We start from the raw sequence: 21,963 nt of genomic DNA, 5'->3' as shown, positions 1-21,963 counted from the left end.
CCCGGGGCTGATCCGATCATAACGGACCGCCTTCAGGCGCGCGTCTGTTTTTTCATTTGCTGCGTTTCATTCGATGATCGATTTATCATCGCCGCCCGCCGGCAGCCTGACCGTACACCGTAAAGCCGTTCTTTCCCTTCTTCTTCGTCTGGTACAGCGCTTCGTCCGCCCGTCTGTAAAGCTGTTCAAAATCCTCCGCGTCATCCGGATACAGGGCCACGCCGATGCTGGCGGTCATGTGCCAGCTCATCTTTCCAGAGACAAAGTCCTGATCCAGCGCCCGGCACAGACCGCCGGCCTTTTTCACCGCCTCGTCCCTGTCCCTCACTTCCGCTAAAACGGCGAACTCATCCCCGCCGATGCGGCCCAGAACGTCCCCGGCGCCAAAATGTCCCCGGACGGTCTCTGTAAACGATACGATGACCTGATCCCCGAAGGCATGGCCGTTCAGATCGTTGGCCTGTTTAAAGCTGTCGATGTCCAGAATGTAAAAGGCGAAAACGGCGCCCTCTTCTTTCTGCAGCTTTTCCATCATGTGTCTTTCGGTGGCCATCTTGTTGTACATTCCCGTCATCTCGTCGATCTGCAGCCGCTGGTTCATCAGGATCTCCTGACGCTTCTCCGCATCGACATTTTTGCGGTAGACGAACATCCGCACCGAATGGTCTCTTTCCAGATAATAGATATAGGCGTCGATCCGCAGCCAGTAATAGTCGGAGCCGTTCTCCGTCATCACGAAGTCATAGCTGAGATGGTTGTTTCCGTTCTGATATTCCCGCATTACATTTTCGGGAGTGAAGGTAGATATATAGCCCTCTCGGAAATCTTCCCGTATCTGCTTTTCCGCGATCACTTTCAGAGCCTGATCAAAGGGCATGTCTTTCGGCGCGCCCATGCTCTCAAAATACCGCTCCGTGCTGGGGCCTGCGGCGCGGTTTTCCGTGATATTCAGCTCATAGATATTGTCGTACATCTGCTCGGTCACCCTGCGGAAGCTCTCCTGCTGTTCTTCCGTCAGTCTGGTGATCTGGCGGTTGAAGCCTTTTATCATGTGCGTGATGACGATGAGAATGAGAACAATGATGCCGAATATCACCGCCACGGTCTCATAGAGCTGTTTTTGGAGCTGACCCACCAGCGCTTTCGTATCCCGCTCCACGATCAGGTGCCAGGAAAGCTCCGGAATAAAGCGGGTCACCACGTAATCCTCATAATCTTTTTTCGCCGCGATGGATCCCCCGGCCACCCACAGATTCAAGGTCCTCTCTTCCTCTTTCCAGTCAAGGACCGCGTTCTTTACCTCGTCGTCAAACTGACAGAGCGCAAAGAAATTCTCCTTTTCATATCCGGTATGATCCGACGAGATCTGTATATCTCCGCTTTCATCCACAAGGAAAGCGTTTACGCCAAACTTATCCACATATTCTTTGAGCAGCGCCTGCAGATGATCGATCTGAAGACCCACGCCCACAATGCCCAGGACTGCGCCGTCGTCCCCCCGGATCTTGCAGTCCACGAACACTGTGATCTCATTATTTACTCCGGCCACCTTGTCCGTATCCACATTCAGCAAATACTCTTCCTCTGCGGCCAGCATATTGTAGTACCAGTTGTCGTCTACGCCGCCCTCCCTGGCGATGATCCGATCCACGCCGTTAAAATTGTAATACCTGTGGGACCCTGTGGATACCAGGAATACGGAATCATAGCCGTATTTCACCTTGTATGCCATCAGATACCCGCTGATGGTATCCGTATAGGACTGATCTTCCAGATGATCCGGTTCCTCCATCAGGTACTCCTTCAGCAGGCTGTCGTTGGCCATGGTCAGCGACACATTCACCGGCTTTGTAAAGACAGACGCCATCTGATGATAGATCCCCTCCGAGGTCAGCACCGATACCTGCTCGATATTTTCCAGCGAAGCGCTGTAATTCGCACGATAGCTGAGCACCGCCGTGACCAGAAAACCCGCTATGATGATCAGGCATATGAGCGCATTCGTGCGAAACAAGATATTTTTCTTCAATATCGGACCTCCCCCACACAGTCCATCCTTCCGGACAGCCCCGTCCATGATCTATTAAGTATACGCCGTTTCCGCCGTTTTGTCTACGGCTCGGCACGCATATCGAGGACGAATGGGGAAATCGCGCCGGGACAGACTTCCAGGCCCCTCTTCCGGTACAGACGCAACAATTTCCTTGCATCCGCCGCTTTTTCCTACTATAATGAATGGCATGAAATGCGGCAAAGGAACGTCGTCGCCGCGGCGGCATACAATATGGAAGCAGAATAAATGAGGTGATATGTAATTATGGCACAATTAATCATGGCACAGGCAAACGGCAGGACCATCGGCGGTCCCGATAAAATATTCGGAGTGAGCAATCTGGCAAAAGCCCGCATCGCCCAGATCGGCAGGGAGAACGTGGTCAATTCCACCATCGGCGCCCTTCTGGACGACGACGGCGAGCTCATCGTCCTTTCTTCTGTGGTGGACGTTCTGAAAAATCTAAGTCCCGTCGATTACGCGGAGTACGCTCCCATCGCGGGCATCCCCTCCTATCTGGAGGCGGTGAAGACCGCCGTGTTCGGAAAGAATATTCCGCAGGGCTATGTGGAGGCCTGCTTTACACCGGGCGGGACCGGAGCCATCCGCAACGCCGTCTCCTGCTACACCAGGCCCGGCGACGCGGTCCTCACATCCGACTGGCACTGGAGCCCTTACCGGACGATCATGACCGAGCAGGGCCGCAGTCTGGAAACTTACACGCTCTTTGATGAGAACCACCGATTCAACGCCGGAAGCTTTGATGAAAAGCTGAAGAGCATACTCAGCCGGCAGGACGAGACCGTAGTCATCATCAACACTCCGGCCCACAACCCCACCGGATATACCTTCACGCTCTCCGACTGGGATCAGGTCATTACGTCCCTGAAGGAGGCTGCAGGAGATACGAAGAAGATCGTCCTTCTGGCGGACATCGCCTATCTGGATTTCTCCGGCGACGCGGAGGAGTACCGCGCCTTCCTTCCGAAGCTGTCGGGGCTGCCGGAGAATATACTGCCTCTGATCGCGTTCAGCGCCTCCAAAGGCTTTACCATGTACGGCATGCGCTGCGGCGCTTTGCTCTGTCTCGCTCCCACGCCGGAGATCGCAGACGAGTTCAAGGCGGCGTCTTCCGTGGCCAGCCGGGCCTCCTGGTCCAACGGAAACCGCGCCGCCATGGAGACCATCGCGCGCATCTTCAACGACAAGGAGCTTCTCGATAAAGTCACGCGGGAGAGGGAGCACTATCTGGATGTGCTCATCCGCCGGGGGACCGCGTTCATGGACGCCGCCAGATCAGCCGGCCTTTCCATGTGCCCCTATGATTCCGGATTCTTCGTCACCATCCCCTGCCGGGACGCAGACGCCGTGAGCGTGGAGCTGCAGAAGTACGACATCTTTGCCGTTCCCATCGGCGGAGGTATCCGAATTGCCATCTGCGCCATCTCGGAGGAAAAGTGCCGGATGATACCGGAGAAGATGGTGGCCGCTATGAACGCGGTAGATCAGGCTAAGTAAGCGGCATAAGAACAGACAGAAAAAGGACTGCGCATCGCAGCCGCCTTTCGGCGGCTTCCCGATCCCGCAGTCCTTTTATGATCAGATCCGCACTCTGCAGTAGTGGATCTTATTTCCCAGCAGACGAAACTTGTGCTCATATTCTGTCTCGATCTCCCTGGATGAGTACTCCGATCTGTGCAGATCGTCGGTCTTCTGTTCCACCGTCAGGCCGCAGGCCTCGAACTCCGGCAGCGAGAAAGCAAACAGTCCGTCGTTGTCCGTCTTGAATTCGATAAAGCTGCCCGGCGGCAGGACCTCCTTATAGCTTTCCAGATATCTTCTGTGGGTCAGCCTCCGCTTTGCGTGCCGGTCCTTGGGCCAGGGATCGCTGAAATTCAGATAGAGCCCATTCAGCTCTCCTCTCTCAAAAAACTCCGACAGGCTGTGGATATAATCGGTGATGAACAGCACGTTCTGCAGTTCTTTTTCCGCCGCCTTCTCCAGAGCCCGCAGAACCACGCTCTCCGCCCCCTCCACGCCGATGAACAGCCTGTCCGGATACCGCTCCGCCAGCGTGGTGATGAAACGGCCCTTGCCGCTGCCGATCTCCAGATATATCTCCCCGGCGCCGGCGCTGCCGGAAGCCCCGCGCTCCGCAGCCCGCTCTGCAAACACTTCCGCCCATCTGCCCTTGGCCTCAGCCGGAGACTCCGCGATATAAGAGGCGAAAGCCGCCGTCTTTTCCTCTAAATTTTTAATTCTGCGCTGCCGCATCTTTCCCTCCGCACATCTTTTCTATTACCGCCCGCTACCGGACCCTCACCGATTTTACTGTGCCTGCCGCCTCCGCGGCGGCCCGCAGCCTTTCCATCTCCTCAGGGCTGTAGGCGCTGTATGCCCCTGCTTCGTCAAGCAGCGCTCCCTGCCGCTTAAAAGTCTGCAGATACCAGCAGGAGGCTCCCGAAAGCTGCCGGGCCATGTTTTCGATGTCCGCCGCGTCCAGCAGTTCCCTGCACACGGTAGTGCGCAGTTCAAAGGTGAAGGCTCCCTCCGATGCTTCAGCCTGCTCCATGAGCAGGGCCAGACTCTCCTGTACACGGGATACCATGGCGCCTCCCTCCCGGACGATCTGCGCGTATTTCTCCCAGGGGCCCTTCACGTCCATGGCCGCGTGCTCCACCATTCCCGCTTCCAGAAGCCGCCGAAGAAGCACTGGGGCCGTGCCGTTAGTATCCAGTTTGATCCGATATCCCAGTTCCCGGATCCGGGCGATCAGCTCATAAAGCTCTTCCCCATAGAGGGTGGGCTCTCCCCCAGAAATGCAGACCGCGTCCACGAACCGCCGCCGTTTCTTCAGAAATTCAAGAAAATCCGGCACTTCAATTTCCGCTTCACTTCCCCGCACGATCTCCGGATTGTGGCAGTAGCCGCAGCTGAAATTGCAGCCGCCGAGAAAAATCACCACAGCGGCGCTGCCCGGATAGTCGATAAAGGACGATTTTATAATTCCGGCGATCTTCATTTGCGTTCTGCCCCCTCCCCTCTTTACATGGAAAACGCAGCAAATCCAGCGCTCAAACGAGCCTGCTTTTCACTGCGTTTCATCGTTTTATTTACCCCGTTCTATCTTTGCTGCATGTCCTGCAGCCGGCGGAAAACCGCGCCTGATCCGACGCCGGCCCGGACTGGTCCCGGGCTATTTGGCGCCCATAGCGTTTTCCGCGGATCCTTCGCCGGAGGCGTTCCGCGCAGAGACGCCGCCTACCACCTTCAGCCCCTCGCCTTCGGTCTGATCTTTGACGGAAGATCCGGCGGCCGCCGTCCTGCCGTTCATCAGAGTTTTGGAATGCAGGCTGCTGGAAACGGAGAATTCCTTTCTGTCCCTGTATTCCTCTTTCTTGCCCTTGTTCCACGCCTGTACCGGACGGTGGAATCCCACCACCCGCGTCCAGACTTCAGCCTCTTTGCCGCAGTCGGGGCATTCGAAATGCTCGCCGGCGATATAGCCGTGATCCGGGCAGATGGAGAAGGTTGGCGTGACCGTCACATAGGGGATGGCCGTGTTCTCCATGATCTTGCGGATAAAGGTCTTGCACGTCTCCACGTCGTCGATCTGCTCCCCGATGAAGCCGTGCAGAACAGTTCCGCCCGTATAGGCAGTCTGCAGATCCTCCTGCAGCTCGATGGCCTCGAAAATGTCGTCCGTAGCGCCCACCGGAAGCTGGGTCGAATTGGTGTAATAGGGTTCGTCATGTCCCTGGGTCACAATGTTGGGGTACAGCTTCTTATCCAGCCGGGCGAAACGGTAGCTGGTCCCCTCCGCCGGGGACGCTTCCAGGTTCCACAGGCTTCCCGATTCTTCCTGGAACAGCTGAATGACCCGGTTCATGAAATTCATGATATCCACGGCGAACTCGTTGCCCTCTTCCGTGGTCAGATCCACGCCCAGCAGATTCAGACAGGCTTCGTTCATGCCGTTCAGTCCGATGGTGGAAAAGTGATTCTTGAAATACTCCCCGGTGGCGGCCTTCACACCGGACAGATAGAACTTCGAGTAGGGATAAAGTCCGATCTCCATATACCGTTCCAGCGCCGCCCGCTTCAGATCGCAGATCTCCCTGGCGTATTCCATCAGCTTGCGCACCTGTTTTTTGAATTCAGACACATCTTTTGATGTGTAACCGATACGGGCCATGTTCAGCGTCACCACGTTGATGGAACCGGTCAGCGGATTGGCTCCGAACAGACCGCCTCCCCTGTGGCGCAGCTCTCTGTTGTCCAGCCGCAGCCGGCAGCACATGGACCGGATATCCTCCGGAGACAGATCTGAATTCAGGAAATTGGCGAAATACGGCGTGCCGAATTTTCTCGTCATCTCCATGATAGCGTTAGCCGCCGGGGAATCCCAGGGGAAGTCTTTGGTGATGTTGACCGTGGGAATGGGGAAGCTGAACGCTCTGCCCGCTCCGTCGCCCTCCATCATCACCTCGCAGTAAGCGCGGTTGAACATATCCATTTCCTTCTGGAACTCTCCGTAGGTCTTATCCATCATCTTGCCGCCGATGATCGCTCCCTGGTTTTTCAGCAGAGGATGGGGCGCGATATCCAGCGTTATATTCGTGAAGGGCGTCTGGAATCCCACCCTGGTCGGCACGTTCAGATTGTAGACGAACCGCTGTACGGCCTTCTTCACCTGCTCGTAATTCAGCTCGTCATAATAAATGAAAGGCGCAAGGTATGTATCGATGCTGGAGACAGCCTGCGCGCCGGCCGCCTCACCCTGCAGGGTGAAAAGCAGATTGACCAGCTGCATCAGCGCGGATTCAAAATGCCTGGGCGGAAGAGACTCGATCTTTCCCTTGGCTCCCTTGAATCCCTTCAGCAGAAACGCTTCCAGATCCCAGCCGCAGCAGTAGGGCGCCAGCAGGCCCAGATCGTGAATGTGCAGATCTCCGCGGAGATGCGCGTCTCTCAGCTCTTTGCTGTATATTTTATTGAGCCAGTATTTCTTTGTGATGCCTTCCACGATATGGTTGTTCAGACCCTGCAGCGAATAGCCCATGTTGGAATTCTCATTGACCCGCCAGTCGTCCAGCGACACATATTCCTCGATGATCTGCTCCGCGTCCATGAAAAGATTGTTGGATGTGCGCAGCTCCTCCCGCTCGCGGCGGTACAATATGTACGCCTTCGCAGTTTTTGCGTGTCCCTCTTCGATGAGGATCTTTTCCACGATGTCCTGTATATCCTCCACCGAAGGAATGCTGGCCCCGTGACTCTCCTCGATCACCGATACTACCAGCCCCGCCAGCCTGCGGGCTTCCACTTCATCCTGTCCCCCCACGGCTTTAGCCGCGGCAAAGATCGCATTTTTGATCTTGCCCAGATCAAAATCCACGATCTCTCCGTTCCGTTTCTGAACCTTTGTAATACTCATTTTCCAGCTCCTCTGATCCATTGCGCTCATACTCTCTATCGTTGTTTCCTTTTCATCATTCCCTATATATAGTATATGAAAGGGGGACATTGCGCAACAGTTTATTTCTCCGTAACACCCCTGTTAAGGCCCCGGCGCCCGTCCCCAAATTCCCCGCGGCGTTTGCATATCGGGGTTTTAGGGTATATAATATAACAACAAATTTTTTAAGGCTCGGGAGGGCGCGGCTTTTTGTCCCGCGTCTTTGAGAAAATTTTTCCGGATTGTTCAAATAAATCCATTCTTTATAGAGGGGAGGCAGACCATGAAACTGATCGATGTGGCAGTTCTGCTGCAGCTTGAATATTTCGGCCGCGTGTTTCTGGCGGCTATCTGCGGTGCAGCCATCGGTTACGAAAGAGAAAACCGCTTAAAGATGGCGGGGATCCGCACCCATCTCATCGTGGCCATCGGCGCCGCGCTGATGATGATCGTCTCAAAATACGGTTTCGCCGACATGCTGTCCATGCCGGGCGTGGGTCTTGACCCCTCCCGTATCGCGGCGGGCGTAGTCACTTCCATCGGTTTTCTGGGCGCCGGCGTTATCTTTATCCGCAATAAACAGAGCGTCAGCGGCATCACCACCGCCGCGGGACTCTGGGCGACGGTGGGCATCGGCGTGGCCATCGGCGCAGGCATGTACCTCACCGGCATCGGCGTCACGCTGCTGATCCTGCTGTTTCAGATCCTGCTGCACAAAAACACCAGACTGGTGCGCGAACCAGTGTCCGGCGTGGTGGTGCTGCACGCGTCCGACCCGAAACACGCGGAGGCCCTGGTGTCCAAAATATCCTCGGTACACGGAGTGGATGTGACCAGCCTGCGCATCAGCCGCCAGAGCGACGGCGTGCTGGAGGTCCGGCTGTTGGTCAAATGTCCCAAGCTCTTCGACACATCGGATATGACGGGGCTTCTGGAAGATATACCGGAGATCGAGAGCATCGAGACGTAGATCCCGCGTCCCGTCTGCGGCGGGCGGCCGTCTATTCGATGACGATCACTGCGGTCTTCCCCGGCTCATACCAGCTGCTGAGAAATTCCGCGTGAGACGTGTAGTTCCTCACGCACTTGTGGGAAAGCGGCACGGTGCCCATGGTAGGTGAAAATTCCTTTATGGGCGGCGTGATCCGCTTTCCGTTTTTATATTCGTAGGATACGGGGACGCCGTGTATGTAGGCCCCGCCGCAGAAACGCAGCACATAGGGCGCGTAGCCCTGGATCTGTGTGGTGCCGTCCTTGTAGTAGTAAAATTGGGGCCTTTTCTCCATCATCATATAGAAGCCCAGCGGCGTGGGAACAGCGTACTGGCTGCTTTTTCCCGTGGTGGCCAGCGTGTGGGACACGCAGACCCACCCGTCTGCCGGCCCGTTCTCATCCATTGGCGCAGCTTCACCCTCCAGTCCGGTCCCGTCTGCCGGACCCGCTCCGCCGACTTTTTCAAAGGCGGCCTCGTTCTGGTTGTTCCGGTCGATGACCACCACTTTCTTCAGCTCTGTAAGAGCTTCCGTATCCGGCAGATACGCCAGAGGAACATAATACGTTTTTCCGTCGTTGGCGCTGAGCACCTTGCGAAACTGTGGATCTTCCCCTCCGGAAACAGGCCTTCCATCCGCCCCCACCGCCGGTTCCAACACCCGGACCAGAGTGCCGTCGGCCAGATAGACAAACTCGCTTTTGTCCGTGGGATCCGCGTACCCCGGCGCGCTCTGGCTGCGCTGATTTCCCAGTGCGTCCTGATCCCCGCCCCTGTACTGGGGCGGCCTGCCGTGGCCGTTTTTATAATTTGAGATGTGCGTGATCCCGCCCCCGGAGGCGAAGGTCTCTGCCTTTTTCACATATTCCGCCATCAGATCCACCCGCAGCCGGCGCTTTTCCGCGCTCCCCTCAGGAATAAATCCAAAGCGCTTCTCCGCCGCCTCCGCGCTGCCGTCCGGCAGAACTTCTCCCCCTCCGTTCTCATACCAGAACACGTGATACCAGACTTCCTGACCGCCGTCCTGCTCCAGCGTGACGGTCTCTACATAGGAAAGTTTCTCCATTTGAGCGGCCTGCCGCACGACACGTTTATCGTTATTTGGCGATGAATAGACAGGGATCGACTCTTCATCGACGACAAAATATACGTAAGTGATGGGATAACGGCTGTATTTCAGCTGAATGGGAGTCTTCGGGTCCATGATCTCGTCGTCCACCGCCGCGATCGTCTCTCCCATCTCCGTAGCGGGAAATCCGGCGGAAGCGGTAAGCACATTTTCCCGCTGAAGCAGAGTGTCCCTTCCCCCGTGCAGTATGACAAAAAACAGCATCACTGCCGTAAGAAAAAGAACCAGCGTCAACAGCGTCCTGTTTTTCATACTCGATTCCCCCATTTTCCGGCGCGGACCGCCGGCCGCTCCGGCCGGCGGTCCAGGCCAAATCCATGCGCCCCGGACGCGTTTACGTCCTGTGCCGCGGGTCTGCGGCGCGCTATCTAAATATATTCGGATACCTGGTCAAATATTTCAGAAGGGGATAGCCGATCCCGTAGCAGGCGATCAGTTCCCCCAGGGCAACTCCCAGAATACAGGCCCACAGAGCCACTGGAACGCCGAAGACATAATGCAGCATGCAGCCCATGATCAGACCGTTTGCGGCCACGGGCGGCAGGGGTACCAGCAGCGGTCTGCCGCGCAGCTTGTAGGACAGGAACGCCGCGATCAGCGTTGTCAGGCTGCCCCCGATCACATCGGCCAATCCGTAAGGCCCGATGATATTGGCCAGCAGACATCCCACGAACAGCCCCGGCACCGCCGCCGGTGTAAAAAACGGAAGCACCGTCAGCGCCTCCGATATTCTCACCTGCATTACGCCGTAAGAGAACGGCGCCAGCGCCAGTGTAAGCGCCGCGTAGAGGGCGGCGATCACTGCTGATTGGATTAAAAAATTTGTCCCTTTTTCTTTCATTAAGGTACACTCCTTTCTTTATTCCAAACAGGATCAGTATAATGTCACCTCTACTTTTCCGGTTTGCTTCATATTAAATTTGCAGGGCGGCTCCTGCCGCCGCCGTCTCCGTCTGTCAGACCGCCTGCCGGACCACAGGGGCGATCAGCGGCCAGGCGTACGCCTGAAAGACGATCGCGGCAAGATAGAGAGTCAGCAGCGTCCCTGCCGCGGCGTCCCTTCCTCCCAGTCTCATGCCGTGCATGCGCGTGCGCTGATCTCCTCCCCGATAACACCGGGCCTCCATGGCCATGGCCAGATCGGTGGCGATGCGAAAAGCGCTGATAAACAGCGGCACCAGCAGAGGGATCAGGCTCTTTGCCCGATGGAACAGGTTTCCGCTCTCAAAATCCGCTCCCCTGGCCATCTGCGCTTTCATGATCTTGTCCGTCTCTTCAAGCAGCGTGGGTATGAACCGCAGCGCGATGGTCATCATCATGGCCAGCTCATGGGCAGGTACGCCGAAACGCCTCAGCGGCGAGAGCAGCTTTTCCACTCCGTCTGTGAGACTGATGGGCTTTGTGGTCAGCGTCAGCAGGGACGAGCCGATGATCAGCAGGATCAGTCTGGCTGCCATGAAAAAGGCGTTGTACAGCCCTTCCCTGGTAATTTTCAGAAATCCCAGTTCCCACAGCGTGGTCCCCCGCGTCATAAACATGTTGATGACGAAGGTAAACAGTATGATGAAAAAAATGGGTTTCAGTCCCCGGAGCATAAATTTCAGCGGTACCCGGGAAACTTTGATACAGACTCCCAGACAGATCACCGAAAACAGGAATCCCCAGAAATCTTTCACCAGAAACAGGGAGATGAGATAGACGAACGTCCCTAAAATCTTCACCCTTGGATCCAGCCTGTGGATCCAGGATTCTCCCGGATAGTACTGGCCCAGCGTAATATCTCTCAGCATGTTACTTCCAATCTATTCTTTATAACGAATCGTTGCAACTGTATGAATGGGTCACGCCGTCTGCTCACAGGCGGCCAGTCTCTCTGAGCCAGGCCAGCACGGCCTCCTCCGCCTGATCGGCGGTGAGCGCGCCGCATTGGGGCGGCTCCATTCCCCGTTCTGCCGCCGCCGCGGCCAGCCGGTTCATGAACTCCGCCGGCGCAGGCAGCGAGAGCCCCAGCTCCGACAGTTCTTCCGCCCGGGAGAAGACCTCCGCAGGCGTCCCGCACATGGCCAGCCGTCCGCTGTCCATGACCAGGACCTTGTCTGCCAGGCGGGCCACATCTTCCATATTATGTGAGACCAGAATGATCGTGATCCCCCGCTCCGCCCGTATGGTCTCCACCATATGCAGAATATCGCTGTGAGCCTTGGGGTCCAGCCCCGCCGTGGGTTCATCCAGAATGAGCACCGCCGGCTCCATGGCGATGACGCCGGCGATGGCCACCCGCCGCCGCTGTCCACCCGACAGCGCGAAGGGAGACCGTTCCCTGATCTCGTCCCAGGGCAGACCCACCAGCTCCACGGCCGCCCGGGCCCGTTCCTCCGCCTCTTCCTCCGAAAGTCCCAGGTTTTTCGGACCGAACATTACGTCTTTCGCCACAGTCTCCTCGAAAAGCTGATACTCCGGATACTGAAACACCAGGCCGATCTTTCTGCGGATATCCCACATGCGGACGCCCTTTTCCGTAATATCCCTGTCCTCCACAAAGATCTTTCCCGAGGAAGGCGGCAAAAGTCCGTTCAGATGCTGGATCAGCGTCGATTTCCCCGAACCGGTGTGGCCGATCAGCGCCACGAACTCCCCCGTTTCGATAGAAAAGCTGATATCGTCCAGCGCCACGGTCTCAAAGGGCATGCCTGCCCCGTAGATATGCGTCAGATTTTTTACTTCTATTACAATCGGCATAAGCAGTTTACCAGCCCTTCCTCACAGATGATCCCCTCCGGAAGCGCCGCGCCTTTCTTTCTCAGACGATCCGCCAACTCCACGGCAAACGGAACGTCCAGGCTCATATCCCGGATCTCTTCCCGATGAGAGAAGACCTCTTCCGGCGTGCCGGAAAGCGCCAGCCTTCCCCGGTCCATGATGACCACCCGGTCCGCCTGGGCGGCTTCTTCCATGAAATGCGTGATCAGAAGGATCGTGATCCCCTCGGCGTGCAGCTTCCGGATGATATCCATCACTTCCTTCCGCCCCAGAGGATCCAGCATGGCCGTGGGTTCGTCCAGAATGATGCATTCCGGCCGCATGGCCGCCACGCCGGCGATGGCTACCCGCTGCTTCTGTCCGCCTGAGAGAAGGTGGGGCGCCTTTTTCCTGTACTGGTACATGTTCACCGCCCGCAGAGCCTCATCCACCCGCAGACGGATCTCCGCCGGCTCCACTCCCAGGTTTTCCGGCCCGAAAGCCACATCGTCCTCCACAATGGAAGAGACAAGCTGGTTATCCGGGTTTTGAAAAACCATACCCGCCGTCCGGCGGATCTCCCACAGCTTGTCTTCATCAGCAGTACTGTATCCGTTCACGTACACCGCCCCGCCGCTGGGCAGCAGCAGCGCGTTCACGTTCTTTGCCAGGGTGGACTTTCCCGAACCGTTCCGGCCGATCACCGCCGTGAAGCTTCCCCGCTCCACATCCAGACTCACGTGATCTACCGCCGTTACCGTTCCTCCGTCCTCGTCGCTCTGATAATCAAATACCAGATCCTCTATCTTAATTATCGGTTCCATCCGCTTCGGTTCCATCTGTTTGATATACTCTCTTTTCTGTTTCGGACACAATGCGCGCGCAGTTGTCGAAAAACGCCTTGCTCATTTCGCTGTCCTTATAATTCATCGTAAAATCGATCTGATTTAAATAACGGAAATACTCGCTGATGGCCCAGGTGAGCGTCAGATCGGGATTCTCTTTTACGAAATTGGAATATGCCGTCCGCGCCTTCTCTGAAAATTCTCCCGTCTCATAGCTGAACACCGGCGAATTGGTGGTTCCCGCCAATATCATGTTCAGATAGCTGGAATACAGCCACCGGGCGTCCTCCGCGATCAGTTCCTCTTCCCTGTTGTCCACGATGAGCGCCTCCACGGCGGCCGCGCGCCGCAGCAGTTCCTCGTATGTAATCTGCAGGGTGGCGTTGACCGTGGCAGGTTTTTTGTTGATCACGGCTTTGATCCCGTAAAGATCCCGCACCGCCGGCAGAACGTCCCCGCCGAACTCGTCGCCCAGACGCTCATAGTCCACCTGCAGCACGATTTTCCCCTCGTACGAACAGACCCGCACATAAGAGTCGGTGAGCCTGTCGAAATACGCCTTCGCTTTCTGGTCCTTCTTGATCTTGTCCACGGTGATCAGTCCCGTCTTCCCGTCCGCAAAGGGCAGCAGCGACTGCACCTGCGTCTGATCAGAGTCCGTGTTGATATATCTGGTGGCAAATTCTTCGTAGGCCACAAGCATGTGACCGGCCTTTTCCCGATCCAGTTTATGCAGATACTTCTCCATATATTCGGCGGCCTCGCTCATGCCCTCCGGCGTTACCTTTTCCGCGCCGATCATTTCCGCAAATTCAGCTTCAATGGCCTCCGGCCGTTTCCCGCATCCATAAAACAGTCCCGCCGCGATGAGAAGCGCCAGCACCAGCAGCAGTGTCTTTTTCAGACTGTCCATCCGCAGACCTCCCTATCTGTTTATCTCGATTTTATTCTGTCGTTACTGTACAGTCAGTTTCGTTCCGTCGATCGGCCCCATCAGCCTTCACCTGTCTCTCCCCGCCTGTCTCCGGCTCCGGCCCTTTTCCGCCGGCGCCGTCCTCTGCCGTGTCCAGGCCCTGTGGGGACAAGGCCCCAGCACCGGCAACAGACCTGCTTTCTCATTATACATTAAAAACAGCGTTCTTTGCAACATTACATTCCGGTTACAGCGATTGTATTCTCCTGCCGCCGATGTTATATTGATGGTAACAGGGATGGGATCTGCACCGTACATTCTGTGCAGATCTGAGAAATGGATGCGGCAAACGCATCAGAAATAAAGTGGATCTATAACGGTTAAGACAGGCACGGCGCCGGCCGTGCAGTGTAAGAAGGGGGAAAACACATATGAAGAGGAATCGAATCCGAAGTTCGTGCTGCGCTCTGCTGACAGCGGCGCTGGTTCTGTCGGCGGGGGCGGCAGGACTTTCAGGCTCCGCGGTCTTTGCGGCCGGAACACCGCGGGACGTCAAGGGACACTGGGCCCAGTCCTACATAGAAAAGGCCATTGGCGCCGGCATCGTCAGCGGTTATGAAAACGGTGAATTCCGTCCTGACAATCCCGTTACCAGGGCAGAATTCAGCCACATGCTCAATCAGGCTCTCGGAAATACAGGCACCGCCTCCGTGTCCTTCAGCGATGTGAACAGAAACGACTGGTTCTACGGGGACATCACCCGGGCTGTGGCGGCCGGATACGTATCCGGTTATTCCAACGGCACCTTCGGCCCGGACAAGAGCATATCCAGACAGGAGGCGGCCATCATGCTCTCTCTGGTCGTTCCCGTGGCAGGTTACAACAGATCTCTGTCAGGTTATCCGGACTACAAGTCCGTGGACAGCTGGGCGAAATCCGCCATGGAGTACATCGTGGGCAAGGGGTATATCACTACTTACTCCGACGGCGCGCTCCATCCGCAGGACACCATGACCCGCGCCATGGCGGCCACCCTTATCGCAAAGATCCTTGATAAGGAGAACATCGTGACCAAAGACCCCGACGTGACGAAAAGCGGAACGAAACTGTCCAATGCGATCTACTCCAACGGGGTGACCATCAGCAGGAATGTTGGCGACGGCGACGCGTCCCTCTCCGGCTGCGTGGTGCTGGGCACGCTCAACGTAGAAGGCGGCGGCACGAGCACCGTCACCCTTTCCGACAGCCGCGTGGCGCAGGCCGTCGTTCAGAAGTCGTCGGGAGCGGTCCGCGTTCTGGCCAAAGGCGTCACCTCGGTCAAATCTCTCTCCGCCGCCAACAGCGCTACGCTGGAGACTTCCAGTCTTTCCGGCGACGAGACCTACGGCGCTGGATTCCAGAATATCACTGTCGTAAAGAACGCCGATATTACGCTGAAAGGCAGCTTTCCTTCCGTCACGGCGGACGGCGCCTCCTGCGACGTGCGTCTGGCCTCCGGCAGGATCGACACGCTCACCGTCAGTTCCTCCGCCCGGGAGGCGGATATCACGGTGGACAGCGGCGCGACCATCGCCCTGGCCGACGTGGCCGCTCAGTCCAGCTTCCACGGTTCCGGCGCCGTAACGAAAATGCATGTCAGCGCCAACGACGTCACCTACGAAAAGAAGCCGGGCTCTGTCACCGTCAGTTCCGGCGTTACCAGATCCCCGGCTCTGGCGGACGAGACCCTTTCCGTCACCCCCGACCCCAAAAAAGGCGCTACGGGAGTAGCGGTGGACAAAAAGATCACCCTCACCTTCAACAGCGCGCTGAAGCTCTATAAAGGCGGCGCCATCGGCAGCAGCGATCTAAAAAACATCATTGAACTGCGCAGGAAGACGGAATCCGGCTCCAGCGTAGCTTTTACCGCCTCTATCAATTCGGCGAAAAAAGTCATCACCATAACGCCGGACAGCGATCTTGACACGGACACCAAGTACTACGTGGTCATAGATAAAAATGAATTCAAGGATGAGGACGGCGACGGAAACGACGCGTTTTCCACCTACTTCACCACCGGGGACAGTTACGAGGGATACGCCAGCTACACGCCCAAGAACGGGGCTACCAATGTGGCCGTCGGCAGCAATCTGACCGTCCGTTTTTCCGAAAAGATGATCACCTACGACCGGACGACCATCAAAAACAGCGACATCTCCGACATTATCACGCTGCGCAAAAACAACAGCTCCGGCACGAAGGTGGCCTTCTCCGGCAGCATCGACAGCGCAAAGAAGGTCATTACTATCGATCCATCCTCTAACCTGGATCCCGGCACGAAGTATTACCTGGGGGTGAATTCCAAGTCGCTGCGGACCGGCAGCAACGAGACGGCGGTGCCTGCTTCCTCCGTGACCTTTACCACCGCTTCGCTCTCCAACACGCCTTCCATCAGCCTGACGGCCAGCGGCGGAGACAACAGCATCACCGTGTCGGCTTCCGGAAGCGTAGCCGGCACCATCCACGCAGTGCTCCTCTCCTCCGGCGCGGGCACGCCCACAGCGGCTCAGATCATCAGCGGCAAGGATTCCTCGGGCAATCCGGCCATCAGCAAGATCAGCGCCGCCGTGTCGGCCAACACCGCCAAGGAGATCGGCAGATTTACGGGGCTCAGCGTGAATACGTCTTACAAGGTATGCGCAGTTTTGGCGCCTTCTTCCTCCGCCTACAATAATTCGGCTGTGGCAGTGAAGACCGCCTCCACCAACTCCGGCACTCCGGCCTCCGCCCTTTCCGATCTGACAGTGTTCAGCGGCGGCAAAAACTATCCGGTGCCTCTCAAGACCGGCGATACCTCCTACACTCTGACCGTACCCTTCGGATCGGAGGAAGCGGTGGTCTCCGCCTCCACCTCCGGCGGACGCACTACGGTAAACGGCGTTCTCAGCGACGGCACGGCTCAGAATACCGTCAGACTTAGCAGATCGGAGACTACCTGCACCATCGTCTCCAGCAAAAGCGGCGCTCTGGACACCACCTACAAGCTGACGATCAAAGTCGCGGGCAACACGGATCTGAAATCCGTGGTCGCCGGCGGAACGATCCTCAAGGGCAGTTCCAGCTACAGCTACGAGATACCCGCCGACGCGGGAGATGTGGACGTCTACATCGAATCTGTGGATCCAAGCGCCGATCTGGCGGCCGGACCGCTCCACGGAAGCGGTTCCCTGCCGCTCAAGATCACTCAGGCCGGCGACATTCCCTTCACGGTCACCTCAAACGGCGACTCGAAGACCTATACCCTTAAAATTACCAAAGCGGAGACTCCGCCGGATCCCGGCGTGACCGATCCCGATGTGCCCGATCCCGGCGTTCCATCCGGCGGCGCCATCGATCCTTCTATGGTATGATCCCGGTTCTGGATGCGGGCGGTCCGGCGGGCCTGAGGTCCGAAGACCCTTCCCCGGGCGGGCGGCAGCGGCACCGGATCGAAAGACAGAAATAAACAAAACAAAGACGGCGGAAATGCGGCGCGGCGGCCGGATCTTCCGCCGTTTTTTCCGCCCTTTTTTCCTCGCTTTTTCCTCGCTTCCCACAGTTTTTTCGTCGAATCCTGTCCAACAATTGTAACATTACATTCCCATTACATTCGTTGTATTTGCACCACCTAAATGATATAGTAAAAAATAATACGTTTGATGATATCCTGCGTCCTCTGACTACGGACGCGGGCGCTGACGTATGGTTTGAGATGTCAAATAAAAGTGAAAACCTGTTAAGTTGACTCAGACTTTCATTGCAAGGGGGACGGACAGATATGAGGAAACAGTTTATCAGAAGAGCGTGCACCGGGCTGCTGGCTGCAGTTATGGTGTTTGCCGCGGCGCTGCCGCCGAGTTCCGCGTCTTACGCGGCGGACACGCCAAAAGACGTGAAGGGCCACTGGGCTCAGAAGTACATAGAAAAAGCCATCGCAGCCGGCATTGTAAACGGCTATTCCAACGGGGAGTTTCGCCCCGAAAATCCCGTTACCAGAGCAGAGTTCTGCCACATGCTCAACGAGGCTCTGGGCAATACCGCCACCGCTTCGGTGAGCTTCAAAGACGTGGCCAAGGACGGCTGGTATTACAGCGACGTATCCAAAGCGGTTGCTGCAGGCTACACCAACGGCTATGACGACGGAACCTTCGGGCCCAACCGGAAGATCACCCGCCAGGAAGCGGCCATCATGCTTTCTCTGGTAGTGCCCACCTACGGCAACAGCGCCACGCTCACCGGCTATCCGGATTACAACAATATATCCACCTGGGCCAGATCGGCCATGAGCCGCATGGTGAGCAAAGGCTATATCAACGTGTATACCAACGATAAGAAACTTCACCCGAAGGACAATATGACACGGGCCCAGGCGGCCACCGTCATTGTAAATCTGCTGGAAAAGGAGAACATCGTAAAATCGCCCACCAATTCCCTGGCCAACGGCAGTTCTCTCTCCAACACGATCTATTCCAACGGGGTCACAGTGACCAAATCCTCCGGTTCAGGAAAACTGGAGCTCAATAAATGCGTGGTCCTGGGCACGCTGTCCGTAAACGGCGGCGACACCATCACCCTGACCAACAGCCGCGTCTCTCAGGCCACCATACAAAACAACGACGAGAACGTATCCGTGGTAGCCAAGGGAGAAACGTACGTGAAAAACGCTTCCGTTGCCAACACAACGGCGCTGCAGACCTCCTCGCTTTCAGGAGACGCCACCTACGGCTCCGGCTTCGCCAATGTGAGCATCGTCAAAAATGCGCAGGTGACTTTGAACGGAACCTTCCCCAAGGTCTCCCTTGACGGGTCCTCCTCCGACGTCACCCTGGCTTCCGGCACTGTGACAGCGCTGACGGCGGGGAGCAGCGCGGCCGGCTCCGCCTTCACTGCGGAAAGCGGGACCACGGTCTCTCAGGCCACAGCGGCCTCGGCAGTCTCCTTCTACGGAACCGGCAAGATCTCCAAGCTGACGGCCAACGCCAGCGGCATTACCTACGAGACAAAACCCGGCACCATCACGCTGGGCGCTAATGTAACGGCTCCCACGAAGTCCGACGCCCGCACTACCATCAAGGTGAGCCCCACCAACGGCAAGACGGAAGTAAAAGTGGACGCGATCATTACGCTCACTTTCAGCAGCCCCATGAAGCTGTACAGCGGCAGCACCATTTCCCGGTCCGACATTCAGGATTTTGTAGAGCTGCGCAAAAACAGTTCCAACGGCGGCAAAGTGGAATTTACCGGTACCATCGATTCCGACAAGAAAGTCATCACCATCACGCCGGATGAAGAATTGGACGACGATACCAAATACTATATCTCCATCGACAAGGCGGAACTGGCCGACGCAAACGGCAACGCCAACAACGCGTTTACTTCCTGGTTCACCACCGGCGACGCCAGCGGCGGAAGCAGCAGCGTCAGCGATTATATGATCTTCACCCCCAAGGACGGGGCGAAAAACGTTTCCACCAGCGTGGAACCGAAGATCGAGTTCACCGAAGCCATGCTGTGCTATGACGGCACCTCGGTCAAAGACCGGGACCTGGAGGACATCATCATCTTCCGGGAAGGCAGCTCCGGCGGCGCCAACGTAAAATTTGAGGCCACCATCAGCAGCGATAAAGAGACCGTCACCATCGTGCCCGACGAAAAGCTGGATGAGGACACCAAGTATTATCTGGCAGTGGATTCCAAAGCTCTGAAGACCGCCTCCAAGGGCACCGTGGTCCCGGCGGCCTCCGTCACCTGGACCACCGGCAACGGCGACGACGATGTAGACGCCAGCGATTACGTCTCCTTCTCGCCGAAGAACAACAAGAAGAGCATCGCGCTGGATATCCAGCCGCAGATCACATTCTCCGAGAAGATGGAATGCTACGACGGTTCCGAGATCACTAACAAGGACCTGCAGGATATCGTCATCCTGCGCCTGAAAAGCTCCAGCGGCAAGGACGTGGACTTCAGCGCCTCCATCGACAGCGCCAAAAAGGTCATCACCGTCACTCCGGAAGACGATCTGAAGGAGGAGACCGTGTACTATCTGGGCATCGCCTCCAAGTCGATCCGCACAGCGAAAAAAGGCGACAAGGTCCCCGGCGTGTCCGTCACCTGGACCACCGGCGACAAGAAGGAATCCAGCGATTACGTAAGCTTCTATCCCCGGGATGGAAAGAAGAATGTAGACCGCTATGAAGAACCGGTCATCACCTTCTCCCAGCGGGTGGAATTCTATAACGGCGACTCCATCTCCAGCGGGAGAAACCGCGACGTCGAAGACTGCATCACCTTCGAGGACGAGGACGGCGACGATGTGGAATTCAAAGCGTACTACGACACCAGCAACTACGAGATCACTCTCAAGCCCACGGAGAGACTGTCCTCCGATACCAAATACACCATCACGGTGAGGAACAAACGCTTCCGGACCAGATCCGGCGAGCACACCATCCCCACGAGCTCCGTGACGTGGACCACAGAATAAGCGTAAAGATAAAACCCCTGCCATCCAATGAGTTGGCAGGGGTTTTTTTATGATCCGCATGTTACAGCCGGGGGCTATCTGTTTTCCAGGAAGTTCTTTATATTGTCGATCACCTTCCGGCTGAGCCGTACTTTGGCCAGCGAGGTGGTGCCCGCCGCCGGACCGCCGCCGCAGAAGACGTTGGGGAAGGAAGCCAGTTCCGGATCCCCCAGACCGCCCACCGTATCGCAGAGCGCGAAATTGCCCGGGTTCTTCAGCCACTTCTTCAGCGCGCCGATCTCGTGGGACGGAGCGATGGACGTGTTTACGAGGATCTTTCCGTCTCCGAACGTTTTGAACGCCTCCTCGTCCAGCAGGATCACGTTCTTGTTGAGACAGGTGCAGAGAATATCCACCTTCTTCAGCAGCTCTTCCTTAGACAGGTAGACCAGCCCCAGCTCCTTCTCCAGATCTTCCTTTCTCGTCCGCGTATAATAATAGACGTTGGCGCCGAAGAACCGCAGCGCTCTGGCCACGAAGGTCCCGCTGGTCCCCAGCCCCATCACGCCGATATTGACGCCGGTCAGTTCCATGGGCGCGTCTTTCCACATGACGCCGCCGAATCCGTGGAGCAGCCGTACCAGTTCGCTGACCACATACTCCGGCACGCCCTCGTCGCCGTAGTCCCTGACGCCCTTCACCACGATCCCCAGACTGTCCGCCGTGCGTATGTCCACATTAGCGGCCTCCGGGGCGTAAAGGCTGCAGCACATGCCCACATAGCGAACGCCGGGACAGGCCTTCAGGACTTCCCCGTCAATGCGGCTGGTGTAGCTCACCAGCACCGCATCCGCATCGCCGATGCGCCGGATGATCTCCCCGTTGTCCTTGGGCATATCGTCGTAAAATGTCAGTTCTTCCGCATAATCTGCCAGTTCGCTCTTGCATTCGGGGGTGATATTCACCGGCTCGATGGCTACTAATTTCTTAAACAAAGTCATTCCTCCTCCGTTACCTGCTCCGCCCGCAGCGTTTCCGCGCCAGCCAAAGATCTTTTTCGATCTACCTCGATTCCACATTGCGGAATAAAATATTCCGATTATTTATAATTTAATTGTAGTCCCGCCGCAAAATATTGTCAATATTAAATAATCCAGGCCGTACTCAGTCCCCTCGCCCATTCCAAACATCAAAATCCGACGGACCCGCCACCGCCCCCTCCCCGCAGGGTGACGCGCCAGCGGGGCAGACAGCTTCCGAAAGCGCCGTCGGCCCGCCCGGCACAGCGAAATTTCCGGCCGCCCATAGCTCCAGGATGAGACCTTCGGTCCGCCCCGAGATCCTGACGGAATTC

General features: G+C 56.8%; 15 protein-coding genes. 4 read left to right on the top strand and 11 right to left on the bottom strand.

The window, feature by feature from the left end:
- Positions 1-85 precede the first annotated feature (85 nt).
- A complete protein-coding gene (locus E0E37_RS05560; protein ID WP_130861999.1) occupies positions 86-2,029 on the bottom strand; it encodes a sensor domain-containing diguanylate cyclase in 1,944 nt (647 codons plus the stop codon).
- 288 nt (positions 2,030-2,317) lie between these two features.
- Between E0E37_RS05560 and E0E37_RS05555 the strand changes: the two genes are divergently transcribed.
- The gene (locus tag E0E37_RS05555; RefSeq protein ID WP_130861998.1) at positions 2,318-3,571 is read left to right on the top strand and encodes a pyridoxal phosphate-dependent aminotransferase; all 1,254 of its coding nucleotides are present in this window, start codon (positions 2,318-2,320) and stop codon (positions 3,569-3,571) included.
- Positions 3,572-3,652: 81 nt separating this feature from the next.
- On the opposite strand, the gene trmB is transcribed toward E0E37_RS05555, so the two are convergent.
- From trmB to E0E37_RS05540, 3 genes are all read right to left on the bottom strand, one after another.
- Positions 3,653-4,327 (bottom strand): tRNA (guanosine(46)-N7)-methyltransferase TrmB, encoded by a 675-nt coding sequence (gene trmB, locus E0E37_RS05550; protein ID WP_130861997.1) that lies wholly within the window; start codon positions 4,325-4,327, stop codon positions 3,653-3,655.
- A gap of 34 nt (positions 4,328-4,361) precedes the next feature.
- Positions 4,362-5,075, bottom strand: a complete 714-nt coding sequence (locus E0E37_RS05545; RefSeq protein ID WP_130861996.1) for an anaerobic ribonucleoside-triphosphate reductase activating protein — start codon at positions 5,073-5,075, stop codon at positions 4,362-4,364.
- Positions 5,076-5,249: 174 nt separating this feature from the next.
- Positions 5,250-7,490 (bottom strand): ribonucleoside triphosphate reductase, encoded by a 2,241-nt coding sequence (locus E0E37_RS05540; protein WP_130861995.1) that lies wholly within the window; start codon positions 7,488-7,490, stop codon positions 5,250-5,252.
- A gap of 304 nt (positions 7,491-7,794) precedes the next feature.
- Here E0E37_RS05540 and E0E37_RS05535 point away from each other — a divergent pair, with 304 nt between their 5' ends.
- Entirely contained in the window at positions 7,795-8,481 is a 687-nt protein-coding gene (locus E0E37_RS05535) for an MgtC/SapB family protein (protein WP_130861994.1), read from the top strand.
- Between the two features lie 31 nt (positions 8,482-8,512).
- Here the strand turns inward: E0E37_RS05535 and E0E37_RS05530 are convergent, their stop codons facing one another.
- The 6 genes from E0E37_RS05530 to E0E37_RS05505 form a co-directional block, all read right to left on the bottom strand.
- Entirely contained in the window at positions 8,513-9,883 is a 1,371-nt protein-coding gene (locus E0E37_RS05530; protein ID WP_165445218.1) for a L,D-transpeptidase, read from the bottom strand.
- Between the two features lie 112 nt (positions 9,884-9,995).
- Positions 9,996-10,472 (bottom strand): QueT transporter family protein, encoded by a 477-nt coding sequence (locus tag E0E37_RS05525; RefSeq protein WP_130861992.1) that lies wholly within the window; start codon positions 10,470-10,472, stop codon positions 9,996-9,998.
- A 115-nt stretch (positions 10,473-10,587) separates the two neighbouring features.
- Entirely contained in the window at positions 10,588-11,421 is an 834-nt protein-coding gene (locus E0E37_RS05520; RefSeq protein WP_130861991.1) for an energy-coupling factor transporter transmembrane component T family protein, read from the bottom strand.
- Between the two features lie 64 nt (positions 11,422-11,485).
- The gene (locus tag E0E37_RS05515; protein ID WP_130862267.1) at positions 11,486-12,364 is read right to left on the bottom strand and encodes an energy-coupling factor transporter ATPase; all 879 of its coding nucleotides are present in this window, start codon (positions 12,362-12,364) and stop codon (positions 11,486-11,488) included.
- On the bottom strand, positions 12,358-13,194 hold the full coding sequence (locus E0E37_RS05510; protein ID WP_130861990.1) for an energy-coupling factor transporter ATPase: 837 nt from the start codon (positions 13,192-13,194) through the stop codon (positions 12,358-12,360). Before E0E37_RS05510 ends, E0E37_RS05515 begins: the two co-directional genes overlap by 7 nt.
- Entirely contained in the window at positions 13,178-14,128 is a 951-nt protein-coding gene (locus E0E37_RS05505; RefSeq protein WP_130861989.1) for a hypothetical protein, read from the bottom strand. Before E0E37_RS05505 ends, E0E37_RS05510 begins: the two co-directional genes overlap by 17 nt.
- Before the next feature lie 431 nt (positions 14,129-14,559).
- Here E0E37_RS05505 and E0E37_RS05500 point away from each other — a divergent pair, with 431 nt between their 5' ends.
- Together E0E37_RS05500 and E0E37_RS05495 are read left to right on the top strand one after the other, a co-directional pair.
- Positions 14,560-17,517, top strand: a complete 2,958-nt coding sequence (locus tag E0E37_RS05500) for an S-layer homology domain-containing protein (protein WP_130861988.1) — start codon at positions 14,560-14,562, stop codon at positions 17,515-17,517.
- 407 nt (positions 17,518-17,924) lie between these two features.
- Complete coding sequence (locus E0E37_RS05495) at positions 17,925-20,630, top strand: S-layer homology domain-containing protein (RefSeq protein ID WP_130861987.1); 2,706 nt, start codon at positions 17,925-17,927, stop codon at positions 20,628-20,630.
- Between the two features lie 74 nt (positions 20,631-20,704).
- Here E0E37_RS05495 and E0E37_RS05490 read toward each other — a convergent pair whose 3' ends face one another.
- Complete coding sequence (locus E0E37_RS05490) at positions 20,705-21,604, bottom strand: NAD(P)-dependent oxidoreductase (RefSeq protein ID WP_207302927.1); 900 nt, start codon at positions 21,602-21,604, stop codon at positions 20,705-20,707.
- Between the last annotated feature and the right edge of the window lie 359 nt (positions 21,605-21,963).

Origin of the sequence: Bacilliculturomica massiliensis (assembly GCF_900605495.1) — a bacterium.
In the GTDB taxonomy this organism is placed as follows: domain Bacteria; phylum Bacillota; class Clostridia; order Peptostreptococcales; family Anaerovoracaceae; genus Bacilliculturomica; species Bacilliculturomica massiliensis.
This window is presented reverse-complemented; position numbering and strand designations above follow the sequence as displayed.